General features: G+C 63.9%; 15 protein-coding genes. 13 read left to right on the top strand and 2 right to left on the bottom strand.

Translation table 11 applies throughout. The features are described from left to right. The first annotated feature begins 137 nt into the window (after positions 1-137). Positions 138-1,466: a GGDEF domain-containing response regulator gene (locus AC1VWL_RS04415; RefSeq protein WP_482985899.1), complete on the top strand. Its 1,329-nt coding sequence runs from the start codon at positions 138-140 to the stop codon at positions 1,464-1,466. 120 nt (positions 1,467-1,586) lie between these two features. After that, a complete protein-coding gene (locus AC1VWL_RS04410) occupies positions 1,587-2,048 on the top strand; it encodes a bacteriohemerythrin (RefSeq protein ID WP_313493651.1) in 462 nt (153 codons plus the stop codon). A 138-nt stretch (positions 2,049-2,186) separates the two neighbouring features. Here AC1VWL_RS04410 and AC1VWL_RS04405 read toward each other — a convergent pair whose 3' ends face one another. Next, positions 2,187-3,485 carry an MFS transporter gene (locus AC1VWL_RS04405; RefSeq protein WP_482985898.1) on the bottom strand — a complete coding sequence of 433 codons (1,299 nt, stop codon included), beginning with the start codon at positions 3,483-3,485 and terminating at the stop codon, positions 2,187-2,189. Between the two features lie 88 nt (positions 3,486-3,573). Here AC1VWL_RS04405 and AC1VWL_RS04400 point away from each other — a divergent pair, with 88 nt between their 5' ends. From AC1VWL_RS04400 to AC1VWL_RS04390, 3 genes are all read left to right on the top strand, one after another. Then, positions 3,574-4,293 (top strand): hypothetical protein, encoded by a 720-nt coding sequence (locus AC1VWL_RS04400; RefSeq protein ID WP_482985925.1) that lies wholly within the window; start codon positions 3,574-3,576, stop codon positions 4,291-4,293. A gap of 132 nt (positions 4,294-4,425) precedes the next feature. Continuing rightward, positions 4,426-6,393 (top strand): oleate hydratase, encoded by a 1,968-nt coding sequence (locus AC1VWL_RS04395; protein WP_482985897.1) that lies wholly within the window; start codon positions 4,426-4,428, stop codon positions 6,391-6,393. 414 nt (positions 6,394-6,807) lie between these two features. Then, on the top strand, positions 6,808-7,242 hold the full coding sequence (locus tag AC1VWL_RS04390; RefSeq protein ID WP_482985896.1) for a PepSY domain-containing protein: 435 nt from the start codon (positions 6,808-6,810) through the stop codon (positions 7,240-7,242). Between the two features lie 406 nt (positions 7,243-7,648). Here AC1VWL_RS04390 and AC1VWL_RS04385 read toward each other — a convergent pair whose 3' ends face one another. Continuing rightward, positions 7,649-9,151, bottom strand: coding sequence for an aldehyde dehydrogenase (locus tag AC1VWL_RS04385; protein WP_482985895.1), 1,503 nt, complete (start codon positions 9,149-9,151; stop codon positions 7,649-7,651). 156 nt (positions 9,152-9,307) lie between these two features. Here AC1VWL_RS04385 and AC1VWL_RS04380 point away from each other — a divergent pair, with 156 nt between their 5' ends. The 8 genes from AC1VWL_RS04380 to AC1VWL_RS04345 all read left to right on the top strand — a co-directional run bounded on the left by AC1VWL_RS04380 (position 9,308) and on the right by AC1VWL_RS04345 (position 17,757). Continuing rightward, positions 9,308-10,186 carry a ParB N-terminal domain-containing protein gene (locus tag AC1VWL_RS04380; protein ID WP_481534467.1) on the top strand — a complete coding sequence of 293 codons (879 nt, stop codon included), beginning with the start codon at positions 9,308-9,310 and terminating at the stop codon, positions 10,184-10,186. Between the two features lie 51 nt (positions 10,187-10,237). After that, positions 10,238-10,882, top strand: coding sequence for a DUF5671 domain-containing protein (locus AC1VWL_RS04375; protein WP_482985894.1), 645 nt, complete (start codon positions 10,238-10,240; stop codon positions 10,880-10,882). Continuing rightward, positions 10,879-11,301 carry a hypothetical protein gene (locus AC1VWL_RS04370; RefSeq protein ID WP_481534469.1) on the top strand — a complete coding sequence of 141 codons (423 nt, stop codon included), beginning with the start codon at positions 10,879-10,881 and terminating at the stop codon, positions 11,299-11,301. Before AC1VWL_RS04375 ends, AC1VWL_RS04370 begins: the two co-directional genes overlap by 4 nt. A gap of 3 nt (positions 11,302-11,304) precedes the next feature. Continuing rightward, complete coding sequence (locus AC1VWL_RS04365; protein WP_481534470.1) at positions 11,305-12,591, top strand: DUF445 domain-containing protein; 1,287 nt, start codon at positions 11,305-11,307, stop codon at positions 12,589-12,591. A gap of 547 nt (positions 12,592-13,138) precedes the next feature. Then, on the top strand, positions 13,139-15,373 hold the full coding sequence (locus AC1VWL_RS04360) for a TonB-dependent siderophore receptor (protein WP_482985893.1): 2,235 nt from the start codon (positions 13,139-13,141) through the stop codon (positions 15,371-15,373). Between the two features lie 109 nt (positions 15,374-15,482). Beyond that, positions 15,483-15,809 (top strand): DUF3649 domain-containing protein, encoded by a 327-nt coding sequence (locus AC1VWL_RS04355; protein WP_481538919.1) that lies wholly within the window; start codon positions 15,483-15,485, stop codon positions 15,807-15,809. After that, on the top strand, positions 15,806-17,428 hold the full coding sequence (locus AC1VWL_RS04350; protein WP_482985892.1) for a PepSY-associated TM helix domain-containing protein: 1,623 nt from the start codon (positions 15,806-15,808) through the stop codon (positions 17,426-17,428). Before AC1VWL_RS04355 ends, AC1VWL_RS04350 begins: the two co-directional genes overlap by 4 nt. Beyond that, positions 17,425-17,757: a DUF3325 domain-containing protein gene (locus tag AC1VWL_RS04345; RefSeq protein WP_482985891.1), complete on the top strand. Its 333-nt coding sequence runs from the start codon at positions 17,425-17,427 to the stop codon at positions 17,755-17,757. Before AC1VWL_RS04350 ends, AC1VWL_RS04345 begins: the two co-directional genes overlap by 4 nt. Positions 17,758-17,970 lie beyond the last annotated feature (213 nt).

Below are 17,970 nucleotides of genomic sequence, written 5' to 3'. Positions count from 1 at the left end.
GGATTGGGGATGAAGAGCGCGGATCACTGTGAGTGCAGGACCAGCGCTTGCCAATCCCGAATCCCCAATCCCCAATCCCGAATCCCGGCCACACATACAGCCTCAAGCTCCTGCGCCCGCGGCCGCTATACCTTCCGATGCTCCCTACTCTCGCCACTACCGCCAGCACGCCACAGGCAGCCTTTGACAGTCCGTCGATAGCGCCCCTGCCCCAGCGCATCCTGCTGGTGGAGAACTCGCGCACCTTCACCACGATGCTGCGCGAGGCCATCGAGCAGCGGCTGGAGCTGCCCGTCAGCGTCGCCTCCAGCCTGGCCGAGGCCGGTGAGCTGCTGGATCGCGAGGATGGCTGGTTCCTGGTCCTGACCGGACTGATACTGGCCGACGGCGACCGCGACCAGGTGGTGCAGTACTTCGTCAATCGCGGGCTGCCAACCATCGTGGTCAGCAGCGTCTATGACGAGGACCTGCGCAAGCGCGTGCTGCAACAGCAGATCATCGACTACGTGTTGAAGAACACGCCCGGCAGCATCGACTACCTGGTCTGGCTGGTGCAGCGCATGGAGCGCAACCGGCGCATCGCCGCCCTGGTCGTGGATGACTCACCGTCGGCCCGCGCCTACGCCTCCGCCCTGCTGAGCATGTACGGCTACCACGTCATCGAGGCCGATGACGGTGCCTCCGCGCTGCGTGCCATCGAGGCCGATCCGGCGATCCGACTGGTCATCGTCGATGAGGAAATGCCGGGCATGCAGGGCGTGGAATTGACCCGGCGGCTGCGTGCATTGCGTGCACGCGACAAGGTGGCGGTGATCGGCATCTCCGGCAATTCGGACCCGTCACTGATCCCGCGCTTCCTCAAGAACGGTGCCAACGACTTCCTGCGCAAGCCGTTCTCACGCGAGGAGTTCTTCTGTCGCGTCTCGCAGAACGTGGACCAGCTGGAACTGATCGGCACGCTGCAGGATCTTGCCACGCGCGACTTCCTGACCGGCCTGCCAAACCGCCGCAGCTTCCTTGAGCAGAGCCAGCGCCAGCTCAGTGCGGTCGACAACGGCGGCATGGTCGCCGTGGCCATGGTCGATATCGATCACTTCAAGCACATCAATGATAGCCTCGGCCACGAAGCCGGCGACCAGGCCATCCGCGCCGTCGCCTCGGTCCTGCAGGCAAACACCCGCAGCCAGGACATCAGCTCGCGCTTTGGTGGCGAGGAATTCTGCCTGATGGTCTCCGGCCTGGATGCAGCCGCCAGTGCTGCGCACTTCGAGAAAGTGCGGCAATCGGTAGCGGCCCTGCGGCTGCCTTTCGGTGACAGCGTCCTGAGCATGACGGTGAGCATCGGCGTCTGCCGCATGCCCTTGCGCAGCGGCAACCTGCATTCTCTGATCACCGAAGCCGACCGCCAGCTGTACCTGGCCAAGGCCGCTGGTCGCAACCGCGTCTGCAGCGCTGATACGCACTGAAGCAAACCCGCCTGTGATCTGAACGGGATCAACGCCTGAACACCGGCATTGATCCAGATCAACGCGCCTGCCAAACCCACTCCCTACAGTGCGGCTCAAAGCAAAAGGGGAGAAGCAGCGGTGGCACTACTGGTTTGGCAGGACGATCTCAATACAGGTGTCGAGGTCATCGACCATCAGCACATGCGCATCGTGGAGATGCTCAACCACCTCCACGTCGCCCAGAAAAGCCTGGAACGGGTCGCCGTGGCTGAAGTCATCGACGAACTGGTGGATTACACCATGTCGCACTTCGCCTTCGAAGAAGAGCTGATGGAAGAAGCCGGTTACCCCTTCTGCGCCGCGCACAAGCGTGTGCATGAAGTCTTCGGCAAGCGCGTCTCCGAGTACCGCATGCGCTTCCAGTCCGGCGAAGACGTTACCGACGAGCTGCGCAACATGTTGTCGCGCTGGTTGTTCAACCACATCCGCGGCGACGACAAGGCCTATGCCGAGCACGTCAAGCGCCACCTCAACCAGTTCGCCAGGGAACATCAGGAAGGCAGCTGGCTGGGACGCACGCTGAAGCGCCTGTTCCGCTGAACCGCTTTGCAGGAACGGCGAGGCTGCAGACATCCCCCCAGATATCCCCTCCCCGCCGTTCCTGCGTTTTTACCGCTGCAGGTACGCCGCAAGGCGCACACATCACCGGTCTTGTGTGGGACCGGCAGTAGTCGCGACTTACGGCGTCCCTGCGGCACCCTTGCGCTGCCTACGGCTGATCGCCAGCAAAGCCAATGCCGTTGCCAAGGCCGTGATGCACAGGTAGCCGCCAACCGCGGCGATGCCGAATTTCCCCGCCAGCCAGGTTGCTGCATACGGCGCGGGTGCTGCGCCAAGGATGCCGGCCAGATTGAACGACAGCGATGCCCCGGTATAGCGCACCTGCACCGGATACAGGCTGGCCAGCATGGTGCCGCAGGGCCCGTAGGTCAGGCCCATCAGGAACAGGCCCAGCGACAGGAACAGCAACACCTGCAACGGATGCCCGGCCTGGAACAAGGGCTGGAACAGCAGGCCGAACACGAAGATGCCCAGGGTCGCCCACAACATCGCCTTGACCGTGCCATGACGATCGCCGTAAAGCGCCGCCACCGGAATGCCGGCAGCGAAGAACAGGATGCCGACCATCTGCAGCATCAGGAAGTCCTCGCGCGCATAGCGCAGTACCGACGTACCATGGCCCAGCGTGAACACCGTCATCAGGTAGAACAGCACGAAGGTGGCGAACGCCGCCAAGGTGCCGACGACCACCGCAAAACCATGGCTGACCAGCACCTCACGCATTGGCAGGCGCACGCGCTGGCCCTGGTCCAGCGCCTTCTGGAAATCCGGCGTCTCGCGGATATTCAAACGCACCCACAGCCCGACGATCACCAGCAGCGCACTGGCGACAAACGGCACGCGCCAGCCCCAGGACAGGAAACTGGCATCATCCAGAATCCGCCCCAGCAGCAGGAAGGTGCCGGCCGACAGCAGGAAGCCCAGCGGCGCCCCCAGCTGCGGGAACATGCCGTACCAGGCGCGCTTGCCCGGCGGCGCGTTCTCGGTCGCCAGCAACACCGCCCCGCCCCACTCACCGCCCAGCCCGAGGCCCTGCCCGAAACGGCACAAGGCCAGCAGCAACGGCGCGATCACACCGATGTCGTGGTACGTCGGCAGCAGGCCGATCGCCACCGTCGACAAGCCCATCGTCAGCAGTGCCGCGACCAGCGTGGCCTTGCGCCCTATCCGGTCGCCGTAGTGCCCGAACACCGCCGAACCCACCGGCCGCGCGATGAAGGCCACCGCAAAGGTCGCCAACGACTGCAGCAGCGCGGCCTCATTGCTGCTGTCGGGGAAGAACAGCTTGGGAAACACCAGCACCGCTGCGGTGGCGTAGATGTAGAAATCAAAGAACTCGATGGTGGTGCCGATCAGGCTGGCCGCCAGTACGCGGCGCGGGGAGTTCAGGGGAACGGAGCTGGCGGCGGTCGACATGGTCGCAACAGAGGAAATAATGGCCGCAGTCTGCCATGCAGCACCGCAGCGGCCGTCATTTGGTTGCAGCCGACACCGTTGCTTGACGATGCTGCCGTCATTTCCCTGGGAGCGGGAAACTATTGGCACAGATGGCGGTCACAGCATCGGCCCCCGCATGGATGCTTTGCCGATGGCGACCACTTCCGGACGTTTCCGACACCCGCTCGCCCACCTGAGCGCTGCCATTACCGTCGTCGCCGTCCATGCAGCCCTTGCGCTATGGCTGTTGCAAGCGCGTCAGCCGAGCTCGCCCGACAGCGGACCGCGCATCAACCTGCGCTGGTTGCCGCCCCCTCCAGCCACATCACCGGCCATGCAGGCCGGACACAAGTCCCCGCTGGCGGCCAGCAGTGGAATGTCTGCAAGTATCCGCTCCCGGCGCTCGCCCACCCGGCAACCGCCCCTGGCCTCATCGCAAACACCGGCCCCAACGCCTGCACCCTTGAATCTGAGCCTTGCCGAAAGCGCCGCCGGCGGCAACCCACTGACCGCCGACAGCTTCGCCCAGCAACCATTTCGACGCCTCAACCAAGACCCTGCCTTCCAGCACGTTCCTCGCTACTTCCGGCTGAAGCCGCAGATGAGCCCGAAACAGATGATCCAGGGTGTGGCCAGCTACCTTGGGTTCTGGCCACCGGGCTACGAGGTCGATCCCTGCACGCTGAGCCGGCGCGACGTCAGCTATTTCCAGAACGCAGTGAGCGCGCGCGACCGCGACGCATTGCGCACGGCACTGCTGCAGGAAAGCGCGCGTTGCCGCCGCTGAGCCCACAACCGTGCCTCACGCACGATCACAGCCTGCAGCGCCGCGATTCACGGATATGTAACCCGTCCAGCCCGAACGCTGATTAGGCTGGGAGGGTTCGTTGTGCACCTCCCCCCACGACCGGAGAACCTCATGACTGAATCCAGCCCACGCTTCGAGCACGAAGCCGACGCCACCGCCCGCTACTGGCACAACACGCCGCTCAACACGTTGCCGCCGCCGGACATGGTCGGCAACTACCAGCGCTTCAAACCATTGCCCACCGAGGGCATCCAGACGCGCAAAGCCTGGATCGTCGGCGGCGGAATCGCCGGCATGGCGGCGGCCTTCTACCTGATCCGCGACGGCCATATGCCGGGCGAGAACATCACCATCATCGAAGGCGCCGGCATCGAGGGCGGCTCACTGGATGGCGCCGGCAACCCCGAGGACGGCTACATCGTGCGCGGCGGCCGCGAGATGAACTGGAACTACGACAATCTCTGGGACATGTTCCAGGACGTACCGGCACTGGAGCTGCCGGAAGGCTTCAGCGTGCTCGACGAATACCGGCTGGCCAACGACGCCGACCCGAACTGGTCCAAGTCAAGATTGATGCACAAGCAGGGACAGGTGCTGCCCGACTTCACGCGCTTCGGACTGAACCGCAAGCAGCAATGGGAAGTGGTCAGCCTGCTGCTCAAGCGCAAGGACCAGCTCGATGACCTGACCATCGAAGATCATTTCAGCGAAGGCTTCCTTGCCAGCAATTTCTGGTTCCTGTTCCGCTCGATGTTTGCTTTCGAGAACTGGCACAGCCTGCTGGAAATGAAGCTCTACATGCATCGTTTCCTTGATGCCATCGACGGCTTTGGCGACATGTCCACGCTGGTGTTTCCCAAGTTCAACCAGTACGACACCTTCGTCACCCCGCTGATCAAGCTGCTGCGCGAGAAGGGCGTGCAGGTGAAGCTCGGCACCCAGGTGCTGGACATGGACTTCGATGTGCAGGGCGAGCAGCGCACCGTCACTGCCCTGCGTACACGCAGCAACGCCGGCGATGGCCGCCTCACCGTCGCTCCGCGTGACCTGGTGATCGCGCTGACCGGCTCGATGACCGAGGACACCGCTTACGGCGATCTGGACACCGTGCCGGTACTGAAGAAGCGCCACGGCGGCCCGGCCGAAGGCAGCAGCTGGGGCCTGTGGCGAAACCTTGCCAAACACTCGTCAGTATTCGGCAAGCCCGACAAATTCTGTGGTGACATCGACCGCTCCATGTGGGAGTCGGCCACCCTCACCTGCAAGCCATCGCCGCTGGTCGACAAGCTGCGCGAGCTCTCGGTCAACGACCCGACATCAGGCCGCACCGCCACCGGCGGCATCATTACCTTCACCGATTCGAACTGGGTATTGAGCGTCACCATCAACCGTCAACCGCATTTCCCCGGCCAACCCAAGGACACGGTGGTGATGTGGGTGTACGCGCTGCTGATGGACCAGCCCGGCAACTTCGTCAAGAAAACCATGCCCGAGTGCAATGGGCGCGAGATCGTGGCCGAGCTATGCCACCACCTGGGCATTGCCGATCAGCTCGACGCCATCATCCCGCACACCAAGGTACGACTGGCGCTGATGCCGTACATCACCGCCCAGTTCATGCCGCGCGCGGCGGGTGATCGCCCGCACGTGGTCCCGGCCGGCAACACCAACCTGGCGCTGGTTGGCCAGTTCGTGGAGACCGCAAACGACGTGGTGTTCACCATGGAAAGCTCGGTACGCACCGCGCGCATCGCGGTCTACAGCCTGCTCGACCTGCCCAAGCAGGTACCCGACCTCAGCCCCACGCAGTACGACATCCGCAACCTGCTCAAGGGCGCACGCGCATTGAACAACGGCGAACCCTTCATCGGCGAACGCTTGCTGCACAAATTCCTTGGCGACACCTACTTCGCCCACATCCTGCCACCGCTGCCCAGCAACGAGGGCGAATCCACCCGCCGCGAACGCCTGGAAGCCGAGCTGGCCGGACTCAAGGACAAGGGCGGCGCGGTACTGCAGGGCTTCGCGCAGTGGCTGGATCGTTTTGCGGGCCAACTGCGCAAACGCGGCGATGACTGAGGCCTGATGGAGCGTCTCAACACGCCTGACTACAAACCAGGGTGAGTCCTTGTGGGAGCGGCGCAAGCCGCGAAGCATGCATCACATCAGAGACAGGCACCTCTGCGATCAGATGCTGCATCGGCTTCGCGACTGACGTCGCTCCCACAAACCTGCACGCGGCCAGTCCTTGGGCGAGGCCCCTTGCCGAGCATGGCTCGGCACTACCGCTGCCTGTTGTTGCGCACTGACCCAGGCATCCTCTGCCAAGGGAATGAACGTTCTGAAAACACTTTCTTGCGTTCCCGTGCACATCGATTAACCGCATCCGATTGCCGTACGTTGAATCCGCGACGATTCACGGATTGATACAGGTTGGCGAGGTTAGGGTTGATACCGCGCCAGAAGCGCGATGAACCCCGAAGGAGCAGACCAATGAACAATCGACCGCTACGTACCGCTTTGATTGCAGCCGCACTGACATTGGCCGGCAGTGGCATCGCTCAGGCCCAGGACGCATTGACTGCGCCACAGGTGCGCGCGCACCTGGAGTCGCAGGGCTATACCGACATCAAGGACGTCAAGTTCGAGGACGGTATGTGGGAAGCGGACGCGACCAGTGCCGATGGCAAGAAGGTCGACGTGAAGCTTGATCCACGCAACGGTACTGTTTACCCGGACAAGGCCGTGTCGCAGTTGGGCGAGGCGGATATCCGCGCGCAGCTTTCCAGTGCGGGTTACACCGGCGTCAGCGATGTGAAGCTGGATGACGGCATGTGGAAGGCCAAGGGCAGGACCGCCAGCGGCGAGAAAGTCGAGGTGCGTCTGGATCCGGCAACTGGCGCAGTGGTCGCACAGGAGAAGGAGTAACAAACGCCCTCCCCCTGGCTGCGCCAGCGGGAGCGCGCAGAGCTGCATGCACCGCCCCTCCCCCTTTGGCGTAGCCAAGGCGGAGGTTGGGAGGGGGTAGCTTTGCTGTTGCTTGCAAGACTTCAAACGCAACAACCGAAGCTCAACAGCCAACCCCTCCCCAGCCCTCCCCTTGGCGTACGCCAAAGGGAGGGAGCAAGGCTGCATGCACCGCCCCTCCCCTTTGGCGCAGCCAAGGGGGAGGTTGGGAGGGGGTAGCTCTGCTGTTGCTTGCAAGGCTTCAAACGCAACAACCGAAGCTCAACAGCCAACCCCTCTCCAGCCCTCCCCTTGGCTTATGCCAAAGGGAGGGAGCAAGGCTGCGTGCACTGCCCCTCCCCTTTGGCGCAGCCAAGGGGAGGCAGCGTCAGCCTTCCAGATTGATCCAGGTCGCCTTCATCTCGGTGTACTTGTCGAAGGCGTGCAAGGACTTGTCGCGGCCATTGCCCGATTGCTTGTACCCACCAAACGGCGCGGTCATGTCGCCGCCATCCCAATAGTTCACCCATACGCTGCCCGCTCGCAGGCCACGTGCAACACGATGCGCTCGCGAAATGTCGCGCGTCCACACACCGGCGGCCAGGCCGTACTCGGTGTCATTGGCCAACTGCAAGGCGTGTTGCTCGCCATCGAATGCGATCACCGACAGCACCGGGCCGAATATCTCCTCGCGGGCGATGCTTTGTTGCGGACTGACTTCATCAAACACCGTCGGTTCGATGTAACACCCGCCGGCAACGACATCCGCACGCCTGCCACCCAGCAGTAGCCGCGCGCCTTCCGCGCTGCCTTTCTCCACGTAGCCAAGCACGCGCTGGGTCTGCGTTTCGTCCACCATCGCTCCCATTGCCGCCTTCGGCTCGAACGGATGCGCGGGCTGCATATGCCGGCCATGCTCGATCACCTTGGCGACAAACGCGTCCTTTATCGAACGCTCCACCAGCAGACGCGATCCTGCCGTGCATACCTCGCCCTGGTTGTAGAAGATCGCGCTCGCCGTCGCTTCGGCCGCCTTGTCCAGATCGTGCGCATCGGCAAACACGATGTTTGGGCTCTTGCCGCCGCACTCCATGTAAGCGCGTTTCATGTTCGACAGGCCCGCACATTGCAGCAAGCGCTTGCCGACCGCGGTGGAGCCGGTGAACACCAAACCGTCCACATCCATGTGCAGCGCCAAGGGCTCGCCCGCACCCTTGCCGCTGCCAGGCACCACGTTGAACACACCATCCGGAACACCGGCCTCGCTGACCAGCTCGGCAAAACGCAAAGCGCTCAACGGCGATTTCTCGGACGGCTTCAGCACTACCGAGTTGCCCGCCGCCAATGCCGGCGCGACTTTCCACGCCGCCATAAGCAGCGGGAAATTCCACGGCACGATCGCACCGACAATGCCCAGTGGCTCGCGGGTGATCAAGCCCAGCTCGTTGGCACCGGTCGGTGCGACTTCGCCGTAGAGCTTGTCCACCGCCTCTGCGGTCCACTGGATGCAGCGGACCACACCCCCCATATCGACCCGCCGCGCCTGCGCCACCGGTTTACCCATATCCAGGGTTTCCAGCAAGGCGAGCTCATCGGCGTGCGCCTCCACCAAGGCTGCCAGCTTGAGCAGCACCTGCTTGCGCTTGGCCGGCTTCAACCCGGCCCAATGACCTGCAGTGAAACTGCGTCGTGCCGCCGCCACGGCATGATCGATGTCGACCTGGCCGCCATCAGCAATCTGCCCCAGCACGCGCCCGTCGATGGGGCTGACGCAGTCAAACGTGGCCCCTGAAGCGGCATCCACGTACTGGCCATTTATGAACGCGCGGGTGCGCAGTGACAGACTGTCGGCGAGCGTCTGCCACTGCTCACGGATCTGGGGACTGTTCATGTGGTTCTTCCCGGTGACGAAGGCGTTGCTACCGGGCGCCATGGTACGCCGGCCACCGTAGGGCGCCGACACGGACCTGTTATTTTCCGCAATTACAAGGGTTGGCCCAGGCCCGTGCTGGCTTCACAATGCCGCTCCACGTTTCTGGCACCGCTCATGGACATCATCGTCAACGAAGAACTCAAGGCCTATATCGATCCGCTCACGCAGGACGAGCACGACGCGCTGGAGCGCAGTCTGCTGGCCGAGGGTTGCCGCGACGCACTGGTGCTGTGGGGCGACGTGCTGATCGACGGCCACAACCGCTATGGCATCTGTTCCAGGCACGGCATTCCGTTCAACACCGTGCAGAACACCCGCTTCAAGTCGATGGACGACGTTCATCTGTGGATGATCGAGCAGCACCTCGGCCGTCGCAGCGTCTCCGACTACCAACGCGGCGTGCTCGCCCTGCGCAAGCGCGACATCCTGGAAGCCCGCCGCCGCAGCGAGCAGGAACAGCTGCGCCGCGAGAGCGAAGGTGAGGCTGCGCCCAGCACCACCGACAACGACAGCCCGCCGTGGGACCCGGCACCCAAGCTGTCCAAGGCCGACCTGGCCCGCGAAGCCAAGCTGAGCCCCAGCCAGGTGACGATGATCGAGAAGATCCACGACCACGCCACCGCCGAGGTGATCGAGGCGATGCGCGTGGGCGCGATCTCACTCAGCGCCGCGGCGACCGTGGCCAGCCTACCCGAGGACGAGCAGCGCGCAGCGGCGCGTGGCGGCAAGGACGAACTGAAGCAGGCCGCCAAGCGCGTGCGCGATGCCAAGCGCAAGCCCAAGGCTGCACGCGAGGATGCCGATGACGACGCACAGCCGCTGAGCATGGCCGAAGCCGATGGCCTGGACGGTAACGTCGACAGCGCCGAAGTGCAGGCCCTGCGCCAGCGCGTGGCTTCGCTCACCGCCGAGAACCAGGCCCTGCGCATGGAGCTGGACGCCCTGCGCGCACGCATGCTGGCCGCCCAGGCAGAAGAGCCCATCGACGCTTGATTGCACTGAGCCGGCCGCCTAGGCTGCGGTCATCCCTGCAAGGAGCATGTGATGGCCTCGGCCTCCCCCGAACTTGAAGTTTTTGTCCGCGACGCCTTGATGCGCGGGCATAGCCGCCAGCAGGTCAGCAGCGCATTGCTGGCCGCCGGCTGGAACGAACAGCAGATCAGCGGCGTACTCGACGGCTGGGCCGATGTGGATTTCCCGCTGCCGGTGCCGCGCCCACGCGCCTCGCTGTCGGCACGCGAAGCCTTCGCCTATCTGGTGCTGTTCAGCACCTTGTACTTCTTTGCCTGGAACCTGGGCAGCCTGCTGTTCCAGCTGATCCAGTACGCCCTGCCCGACCCGGCCGATCCCGATTGGCAACTGGTGCGGCTGAGTGGTGGCATCCGCTGGGCGATCTCGGCGCTGGTGATCGCCTTCCCGGTATTCGTGTTCGCTGCCCACCGCGTCAGCCGCGATGTGGACAGGCATCCAATCAAACGGCTGTCGCCGGTACGCCGCTGGTTGACCTATCTGACCCTGTTCGTCGCCGCCACCGTGTTGATTGGCGACCTCACCGCACTGGTATACAACCTGCTCAGCGGTGACCTGAGCCTGCGCTTCGTGCTCAAGGTGCTGGTGGTCGGCGTCATCGCTGGCACCGTGTTCGGTTATTACCTGTGGGACCTGCGCCAAGAGGAGGTCGAGGCATGAGCCGCACGGCTTGGGGCACCCGCGTACTCTGGGCGACCGGCATCGTCACTGCAGCCGCAATTGCAGCCGGTGTCTGGGTCATCGATTCGCCGTCGCAGCAGCGGCTCAAACGCCTGGACGATGCACGCATATCGCATCTGCGCACGCTGGAAATCGCAGCAACCAATTACTGGCGCGAGAACGATGCACTGCCGCCCAACATCCTCGCCCTGGTCGCGCAGCCCGGCATGATCCTGACCTACAAGGATCCTGCCGGTGGGCCCGACTACCGTTACCGCACCTTGGACGCCACCCATTACGAGCTGTGCGCGCAGTTCGACAGCAGCACCGCGGACGGCCCCCAACGTGCCAGCGAATGGGCACACCCTGCCGGCAACCACTGCTTCCGCCGGGCGGTAAGCGCCAGGGACAGCGAGTAAGCCGTGAGCCCCCAGGACGATCCGCGCCGTGCGCAACTGCGACGACTGAAGCTGTACGCCGTGGCGATGCTGCTGGCGATGCTGGCCGGTTTCATCGTCAGCCACATCAACGGCGAGCGCGGCATCTGGGCCTGGGTTGGCGCGTTCTGTGAGGCGGCCACGGTGGGCGCTCTGGCGGACTGGTTTGCGGTGGTGGCCTTGTTCCGGCGGCCGTTGAACCTGCCGATCCCGCATACGGCCATCATTCCGCGCAACAAGGAACGCATCGCCGACAGCCTGGCGGTCTTCGTCCGCGATCACTTCCTGGAGCCGGAAGCGCTGCTGGCCAAGCTGAAGGTATTCGACCCGGCCACCCGCCTGGGCGAATGGCTGGCACAACCGGCGCAGGCCAGGATGCTGGCTGGCATGGCACGCGGCTGGGCGGTGCAGGCATTGGACCTGCTCGATGAAGCTGCCGTGCGCCGCTCCATCCAGGGCTTCGTGGTGGCACAGCTGCGGCAATGGAACGCTGCGGGAACCGCCGGCGAGCTGCTTGGCCTGCTGACTGCCGACAACCGCCACCAGCGCGTGCTCGATGAAGGACTGACCCGCATCGCCCATTGGCTGGACAACGACAAGGTGCGGCAGCAAGCCTCGGCCTTGATCGTGCGCTACATCCGCAAGGAATGGCCAAAACTGGCCAGCACCGTGGACTGGGTCAAACCCATCGACGAGATTGGCGATTCACTGGCCGACAGACTGGCGCGCGCCGGTCTGGAAGAGCTGCAGGCGATCCTGTCGCAACCGGAGCATCCACTGCGGCAGGACTACGCTGCATGGATCGCCGATTACATCCGCCGCCTGCGCGACGATCCGGCCTTGGCTGCGAAAGTGGACGCACTGAAGCAACAGGTGATCGACCACCCCGCGGTGCAGGAATATGTGCAGGGTTTGTGGCAGCGCGTGCACGACTATCTGCGCACCGATCTGTCACGCGAAGATTCGGTGCTGGCCGGCCACCTTGAACGCAGCCTTGGCAAACTGGGCAGCAGCATCGGCAACGATCCGGCCCTGCGCGACGCGCTGAACCAGCACATGCTGGCGGGCGCGGAGAAGCTGACCAATCGCCTGCGCAGCGGCGTCACCAGCCATATCGCCCAGACCGTGAAGGCATGGGATGAAAAGAAACTGGTGGAGCAGTTGGAGCTCAGTGTCGGTCGCGACCTGCAGTACATCCGCTACAACGGCACCCTCGTTGGCGGCTTGATCGGCCTGTTGCTGCATGCACTGACCGGCTGGCTGAAATTCTGACAGAACGGCTGCAGGACAGGTAATTCTTGTGGGAGCGGCGTAAGCCGCGAAGCTGGCATTCCATCGGCTCGAGGTATTTCCCGCGATCCATATGCACCAGCATTTCCAGATTGCAATCAAACAAGCAACTTGCCATTTCGTCAGCTTCGCGGCTTACGCCGCTCCCACAAGAGACTGCGGCTATTTTCTTCGCTGCGCCCTCTTCCATTCATTGACGCTTTGCGGAACAACGCAGCAACAAAAGGATCGCGTTCCTGAAAGTTCAACAGTTTCAAAAGACAATTTAGCTTGCCCTCATAAATAAGAATGGTTATCGTTACGAACTAGGCCGTACGCCCAGCCCCTCGCGGCAGCGATGCACCGCATCCACCGCCAAGCCCCGTGTACCCCCGATAGATACCAAGCCGCGCGACGCCAATGGGCCGACGCGCAGCACATGCGGGCAGCACGCGGGAAACCTTTTCCGGCACCTCACACGCCAGTCGTGTGGCGCAGCCGTGGGCATTCCCCTGTTGGCCGCACCACTTTCGCCACTCAGGAAACGCCGATGCATCGCCCCCGTGCAACCACTCCGCTTTCGCTTTCACTGCTATCGACCGCCCTGGCCGTGGCTCTCGCTGGCAATCCCGCTTCTGCGCGTGCAGAAGCGCCGGCCGACAGTGCAACTACACTGGATGCAGTGAAGGTTGTCGCCGAAGGCGAGCTATCCAACTCCTATACCGTCAAGCACGCAAAGACCGCGACCAAGCTGGACCTGTCGCTGCGCCAGACCCCTCAATCGGTCACCGTCATCACCCGCCAGCGCCTGGACGACATGGGCCTGTTCTCGCTGTCCGATGTGATGGGCCAGGTTACTGGCGTGCATGTCTCGGTCACCGACAGCGAGCGCATCAACTATGTCTCGCGCGGCTACAACATCACCAATTTCCAGGTCGATGGCATGCTCAACACGTTTGGTGGGTCGATCAAGACCAATACCGACAACGTAATCTATGAGCGCATCGAAGTGGTCCGTGGTGCCACCGGCCTGACCACCGGCGCAGGCGATCCGTCCGGCACCATCAGCTTCGTGCGCAAGCGCCCCACCGACACCGTGCAGATGGGCGCCAACCTCACGCTCGGTCGCTGGGGCAACCAGCGTATGGAGTTCGACATCGGCGGCCCGGTGGCCTGGGACGGCCGCATCCGCGCCCGCGCGGTCGCCGCCAAACAGCAGAGCGATTCGTTCCGCGATGTCTACAAGCTCGACAAGAACGTCTTCTACGGCATCATCCAGGCGGACGTCACCGACAGCACCCTGCTTGAGCTGGGCTACGAGTACCAGTCGCCAGAGACCTCCGGCGTGACCTGGGGCGTGGTGCCTTACTGGGGTGTGGATGGCAAGCCAGCCAACCTGCCGCGCTCGACCAACATGTCAGCCTCGTGGAGCCAGTGGCCCATCGTCGAGAAGACCAGCTTTGCCCGCATCGAGCAGCAGCTCGGCGCCGGCTGGGCATTGAAGGGCAGCTTCACCCACGCCGATCGTGAGACCGATGGCAGCGTCTGGTACGGCGCCAATGGTTTCCCACGACCGGATGGCACCGGCGTCACCGCCTACCTGTCGCACTTCGCCGAACAGAGCACGATGGATGTGTTCGACGTGAACGTCGGCGGCAACTTCAAACTGTTCGGCCGCGAGCACGAACTGGTGTTCGGTCTGGGCGAGTCCCTGCGCAAGGGCGAGAACCCATCCATCACCATCCCCGCCTATTCCAGTGACTACGCGCAGGTGCCGGACTGGCGTAACTGGACCGGGAACATTCCCGAACTGCCGATCGTGCGCAACGGCTACCTGGGTTCGGAAAGCGAATTGAAGCAGCGTGCCGCCTATGTCGCCGCCCGCCTGCAGCTGGCCGATCCGCTGCTGGCCGTCGCCGGTGCCCGTTACAGCACCTGGGAAACCAAGAGCTGGCGCTACACCTACGACACCGCCGGCAACCGCACTGGCACCGCTCGCGGCGGCTACAAGCCGGAGAACACGTTTACCCCGTACTTCGGCCTGATCTACGACATCAACAGGTACTTCAGCGCCTACGCCAGCTATACCGACATATTCCAGCCACAGGAATACCGCGACAAGAACAACAACTACCTGGAGCCTGTCGTCGGCGACATGTGGGAAGCCGGCGTCAAGGCGGAGTTCTTCGACGGCCTGCTCAACACCTCGGCTGCCGTGTTCAAGGGCGTCAAGGACAACGTCGCCGAGGAAGACGACAGCGTCCCGCCGAATTCGCTGCCGGGTGGCGCCACCGCTTACCGCTCCACCGGCAAGGGCAACAAGGTCAAGGGTTGGGAAGTGGAAGCACAGGGCAGCCTGGGCGAGCACTGGAACCTGTCGGCCGGTTTCGCCCATACCACCAGCTACAGCCAGGAAGGCGTACGCCAGAACACCACCACTCCGGTGGACACCTTCCGCCTCAACACCAGCTGGCGCCCGGGCGGTGCCGAAGGCCGCTTCTGGCTTGGCGGCGGTGCCACCTGGCAGAGCGAGATCTGGCGCAACAGCAGCAAGCCTGCGGCCGACTACCTGACCAGTGGCGCAACCGTAAGCGCGCGCATCACCCAGGAGTCGTTCTACCTGCTGAACCTGTCTGCGGGCTACCGCTTCAACGAGAACTTCAGCGCCCAGCTCAACGTCAACAACCTGCTGGACAAGGAGTACTTCAGCAACGTGGGCTTCTACAACGGCGTGTACTGGGGTGAGCCGCGCAATGTGCTGCTGACCCTGCGCTGGAAGCTCTGATTTCTCCAGGGAAACCACTGCGTCGCAGTGGCGGCCAGGGACGGCCGACTTATCCCTCGCCACCGGCTTTGCCGGTGGCGTCCGTATTGATCCGACTATGCAGGTTCCCGTGGACAGCACGCCTCTCGCCAGCCCCTGGTACACCCGTTTTGGCAGTTTCCTCGCACGCCCCTGGCTGGGCGTGTTGTCGCGCTCGCTTGCCGCCATCGTCGGCGGCTACGCGCTGGCCGCCACTTGCTCGATGTTCTTCGCCGTGGCCTTGCCCATCGCCCGCAGCCAGGCCGTGCTGACCGGCATGCTGGTCGCCATCGTGCTGTGTGCGTGCGCCGCATTGTGGGCATTCGCTACCCGTAGCGCGCTGCGTGCCTGGGTCGGCATCCTGGTCCCGACCGCGCTGTTGTGGCTGGGTACCCAGTGGTTGGGAGCTGCCGCATGAAGAACGGATTCCGCCAATCGATGGCGTGGCTGCATACATGGACCGGCTTGCTGGTCGGTTGGTTGCTGTTGCTGATCTTCATGGCTGGCACCGCCAGCTATTACCGCGAGGAGATCAGCCGTTGGATGCGGCCCGAGCTGCCGCGCAGCACGGTCAGTGCCGACGATGCCGCTGGCCGCGCGCTCAGCTTCCTGCAGCACAAGGCACCGCAGGCCGAGAGCTGGAGTGTCACCCTTCCCGATGCCCGCAACCCGGCGATGCGCATGTTCTGGCGCAACCCGGAATCGATGGTCAAACCGCCAGTCGAGGGCGAGAAGCGTCGCCGTCGTGGCGGTGGCCGCTTTGGTGACGCCACCGTCGATCCCAATACCGGCAACGAAGTCACTGCACGCGAAACCCGCGGTGGTGATTTCTTCTACCGCCTGCATTTCGACCTGCACTACATCCCGGTGATCTGGGCCCGCTATATCGTTGGCTTCTGCGCGATGTTCATGCTGGTGGCGATCATCACCGGCGTCATCACCCACAAGAAGATCTTCAAGGACTTCTTCACCTTCCGCCCGCAGAAAGGCCTGCGTTCGTGGTTGGATTTCCACAACGTCAGCGCGGTGATGGCGCTGCCGTATCACGCGATGATCACCTACACCGGCATCGTCACCTTGATGTTCCTGTACCTGCCGTGGGGGGTGAAATCGGCCTATCCGAACGACGAGGACGCGTTCTTCAGTGAAGCCTTCGCGCGCATGGCCGAAGTCGAATCACCGGCGCAAGGCACGGCGGTGCCCGTGCCGATCCAGCAATTGATGGACAGCGCACGCAAACAGTGGAACGGCGCAGATATCGCCGGCTTCACCGTGTACCGCCCCGGCGCTGCCAATGCCGTTGTCGACATCCAGCAGCGCGATGGCAAACGCCTGTCCATAGACACGCCGGCGCTGCGCTATGACGCAGTCAGCGGCCAGTTGCTGGAAGCCAGCCCCGGCGCCGGTGGTGCAACGCAGACACGTGGCGTGATGTACGGCCTGCACCTGGCACGCTTCGCGGACTGGGGACTGCGTGCGCTGTTCTTCCTGTCCGGCTTGATCGGCTGCCTGATGGTAGCCAGCGGCGTGGTGCTGTGGGCAGTGAAGGAGCGGCCCAAGCATGCCAAGTCCGGCAAGACCGGTTTCGGCCTGCGCCTGGTCGATGCCTTGAACATTGGTGCCGTCGCCGGTCTGCCGATCGCCTTCGCCGCTTACTTCTGGGGCAACCGCCTGCTGCCTGTACAACTGGCCGAGCGTTCGGCGGCAGAGGCCAATGTGTTCTTCTGGGCCTGGGGCGCTGCCCTGCTGGCGGCTTTCATCTGGCCCAAGCGGATGATGTGGGCCTGGCAGCTGTATGTCGGCGCAGCCTTGTTCGCGCTGATCCCCCTGCTCAACGCCTTGACCACGAATGCGCATCTTGGCGCGAGCATTGCCGCCAGTGACTGGGTATTGGCCAGCTTCGACCTGTGCATGATCGCCTTCGGCGCGATGCTGGCCTACTGCGGCTGGCGCATGCAGCACTGGCAACCACCGTTGAGCGCTGCCGAGAAGAAGCGCCGGCAACAGGCCGCAGTCGCGGCGGAGGCAAGCGCATGATGCTGCTTGCCCTGGGTTTGTCGTTTGCTGCGTTCGCCGCCTTGTCGTTGGCGATGGAGAAGCATCAGCTGGAGCTGCACGGCAAAAATGGCGCCAGCGTTTCGCGTATGCGGCTATGGCGCTGGTTGGGCTGGAGTCTGCTGACAGCTGCGTTCGCGCTGTGTGTGTGGCGCGGTGGCTGGGCGCTGGGGCCGGTGTGGTGGCTGGGGGCGATGACACTCGCCGGCTTGCTGCTGGCGTTCGGGCTGTACCCTTACCGGCCGCGCTGGATTGCGCCGTTGGCGTGGGCGTTGCCGGTCGTGGGGCTGGCAGCAGCAACCCTGCTGTAGAGCCGAGCCATGCTCGGCTGGGACGCTACCAGCCAGGGCGAGAAGCACCCCTCCCCAACCCTCCCCTTCGCTATGCGAAAGGGAGGGAGCAGAAGCGGTAGAGCCGAGCCATGCTCGGCTGTGGCGTTACCTGTAGTGGGGGCGGCGGCGCGGGGCGGGGGGGGGGGGGGACGCCCCCCCAGCCCCCCAGGCCCGGCCAAGAGCGAGGGCCAC

The sequence above is a fragment of the Stenotrophomonas sp. STEN063 genome, assembly GCF_056854515.1.
Note: the sequence above shows the minus strand (reverse complement) of the source record. Positions and strands in the feature narration are given on the sequence as shown.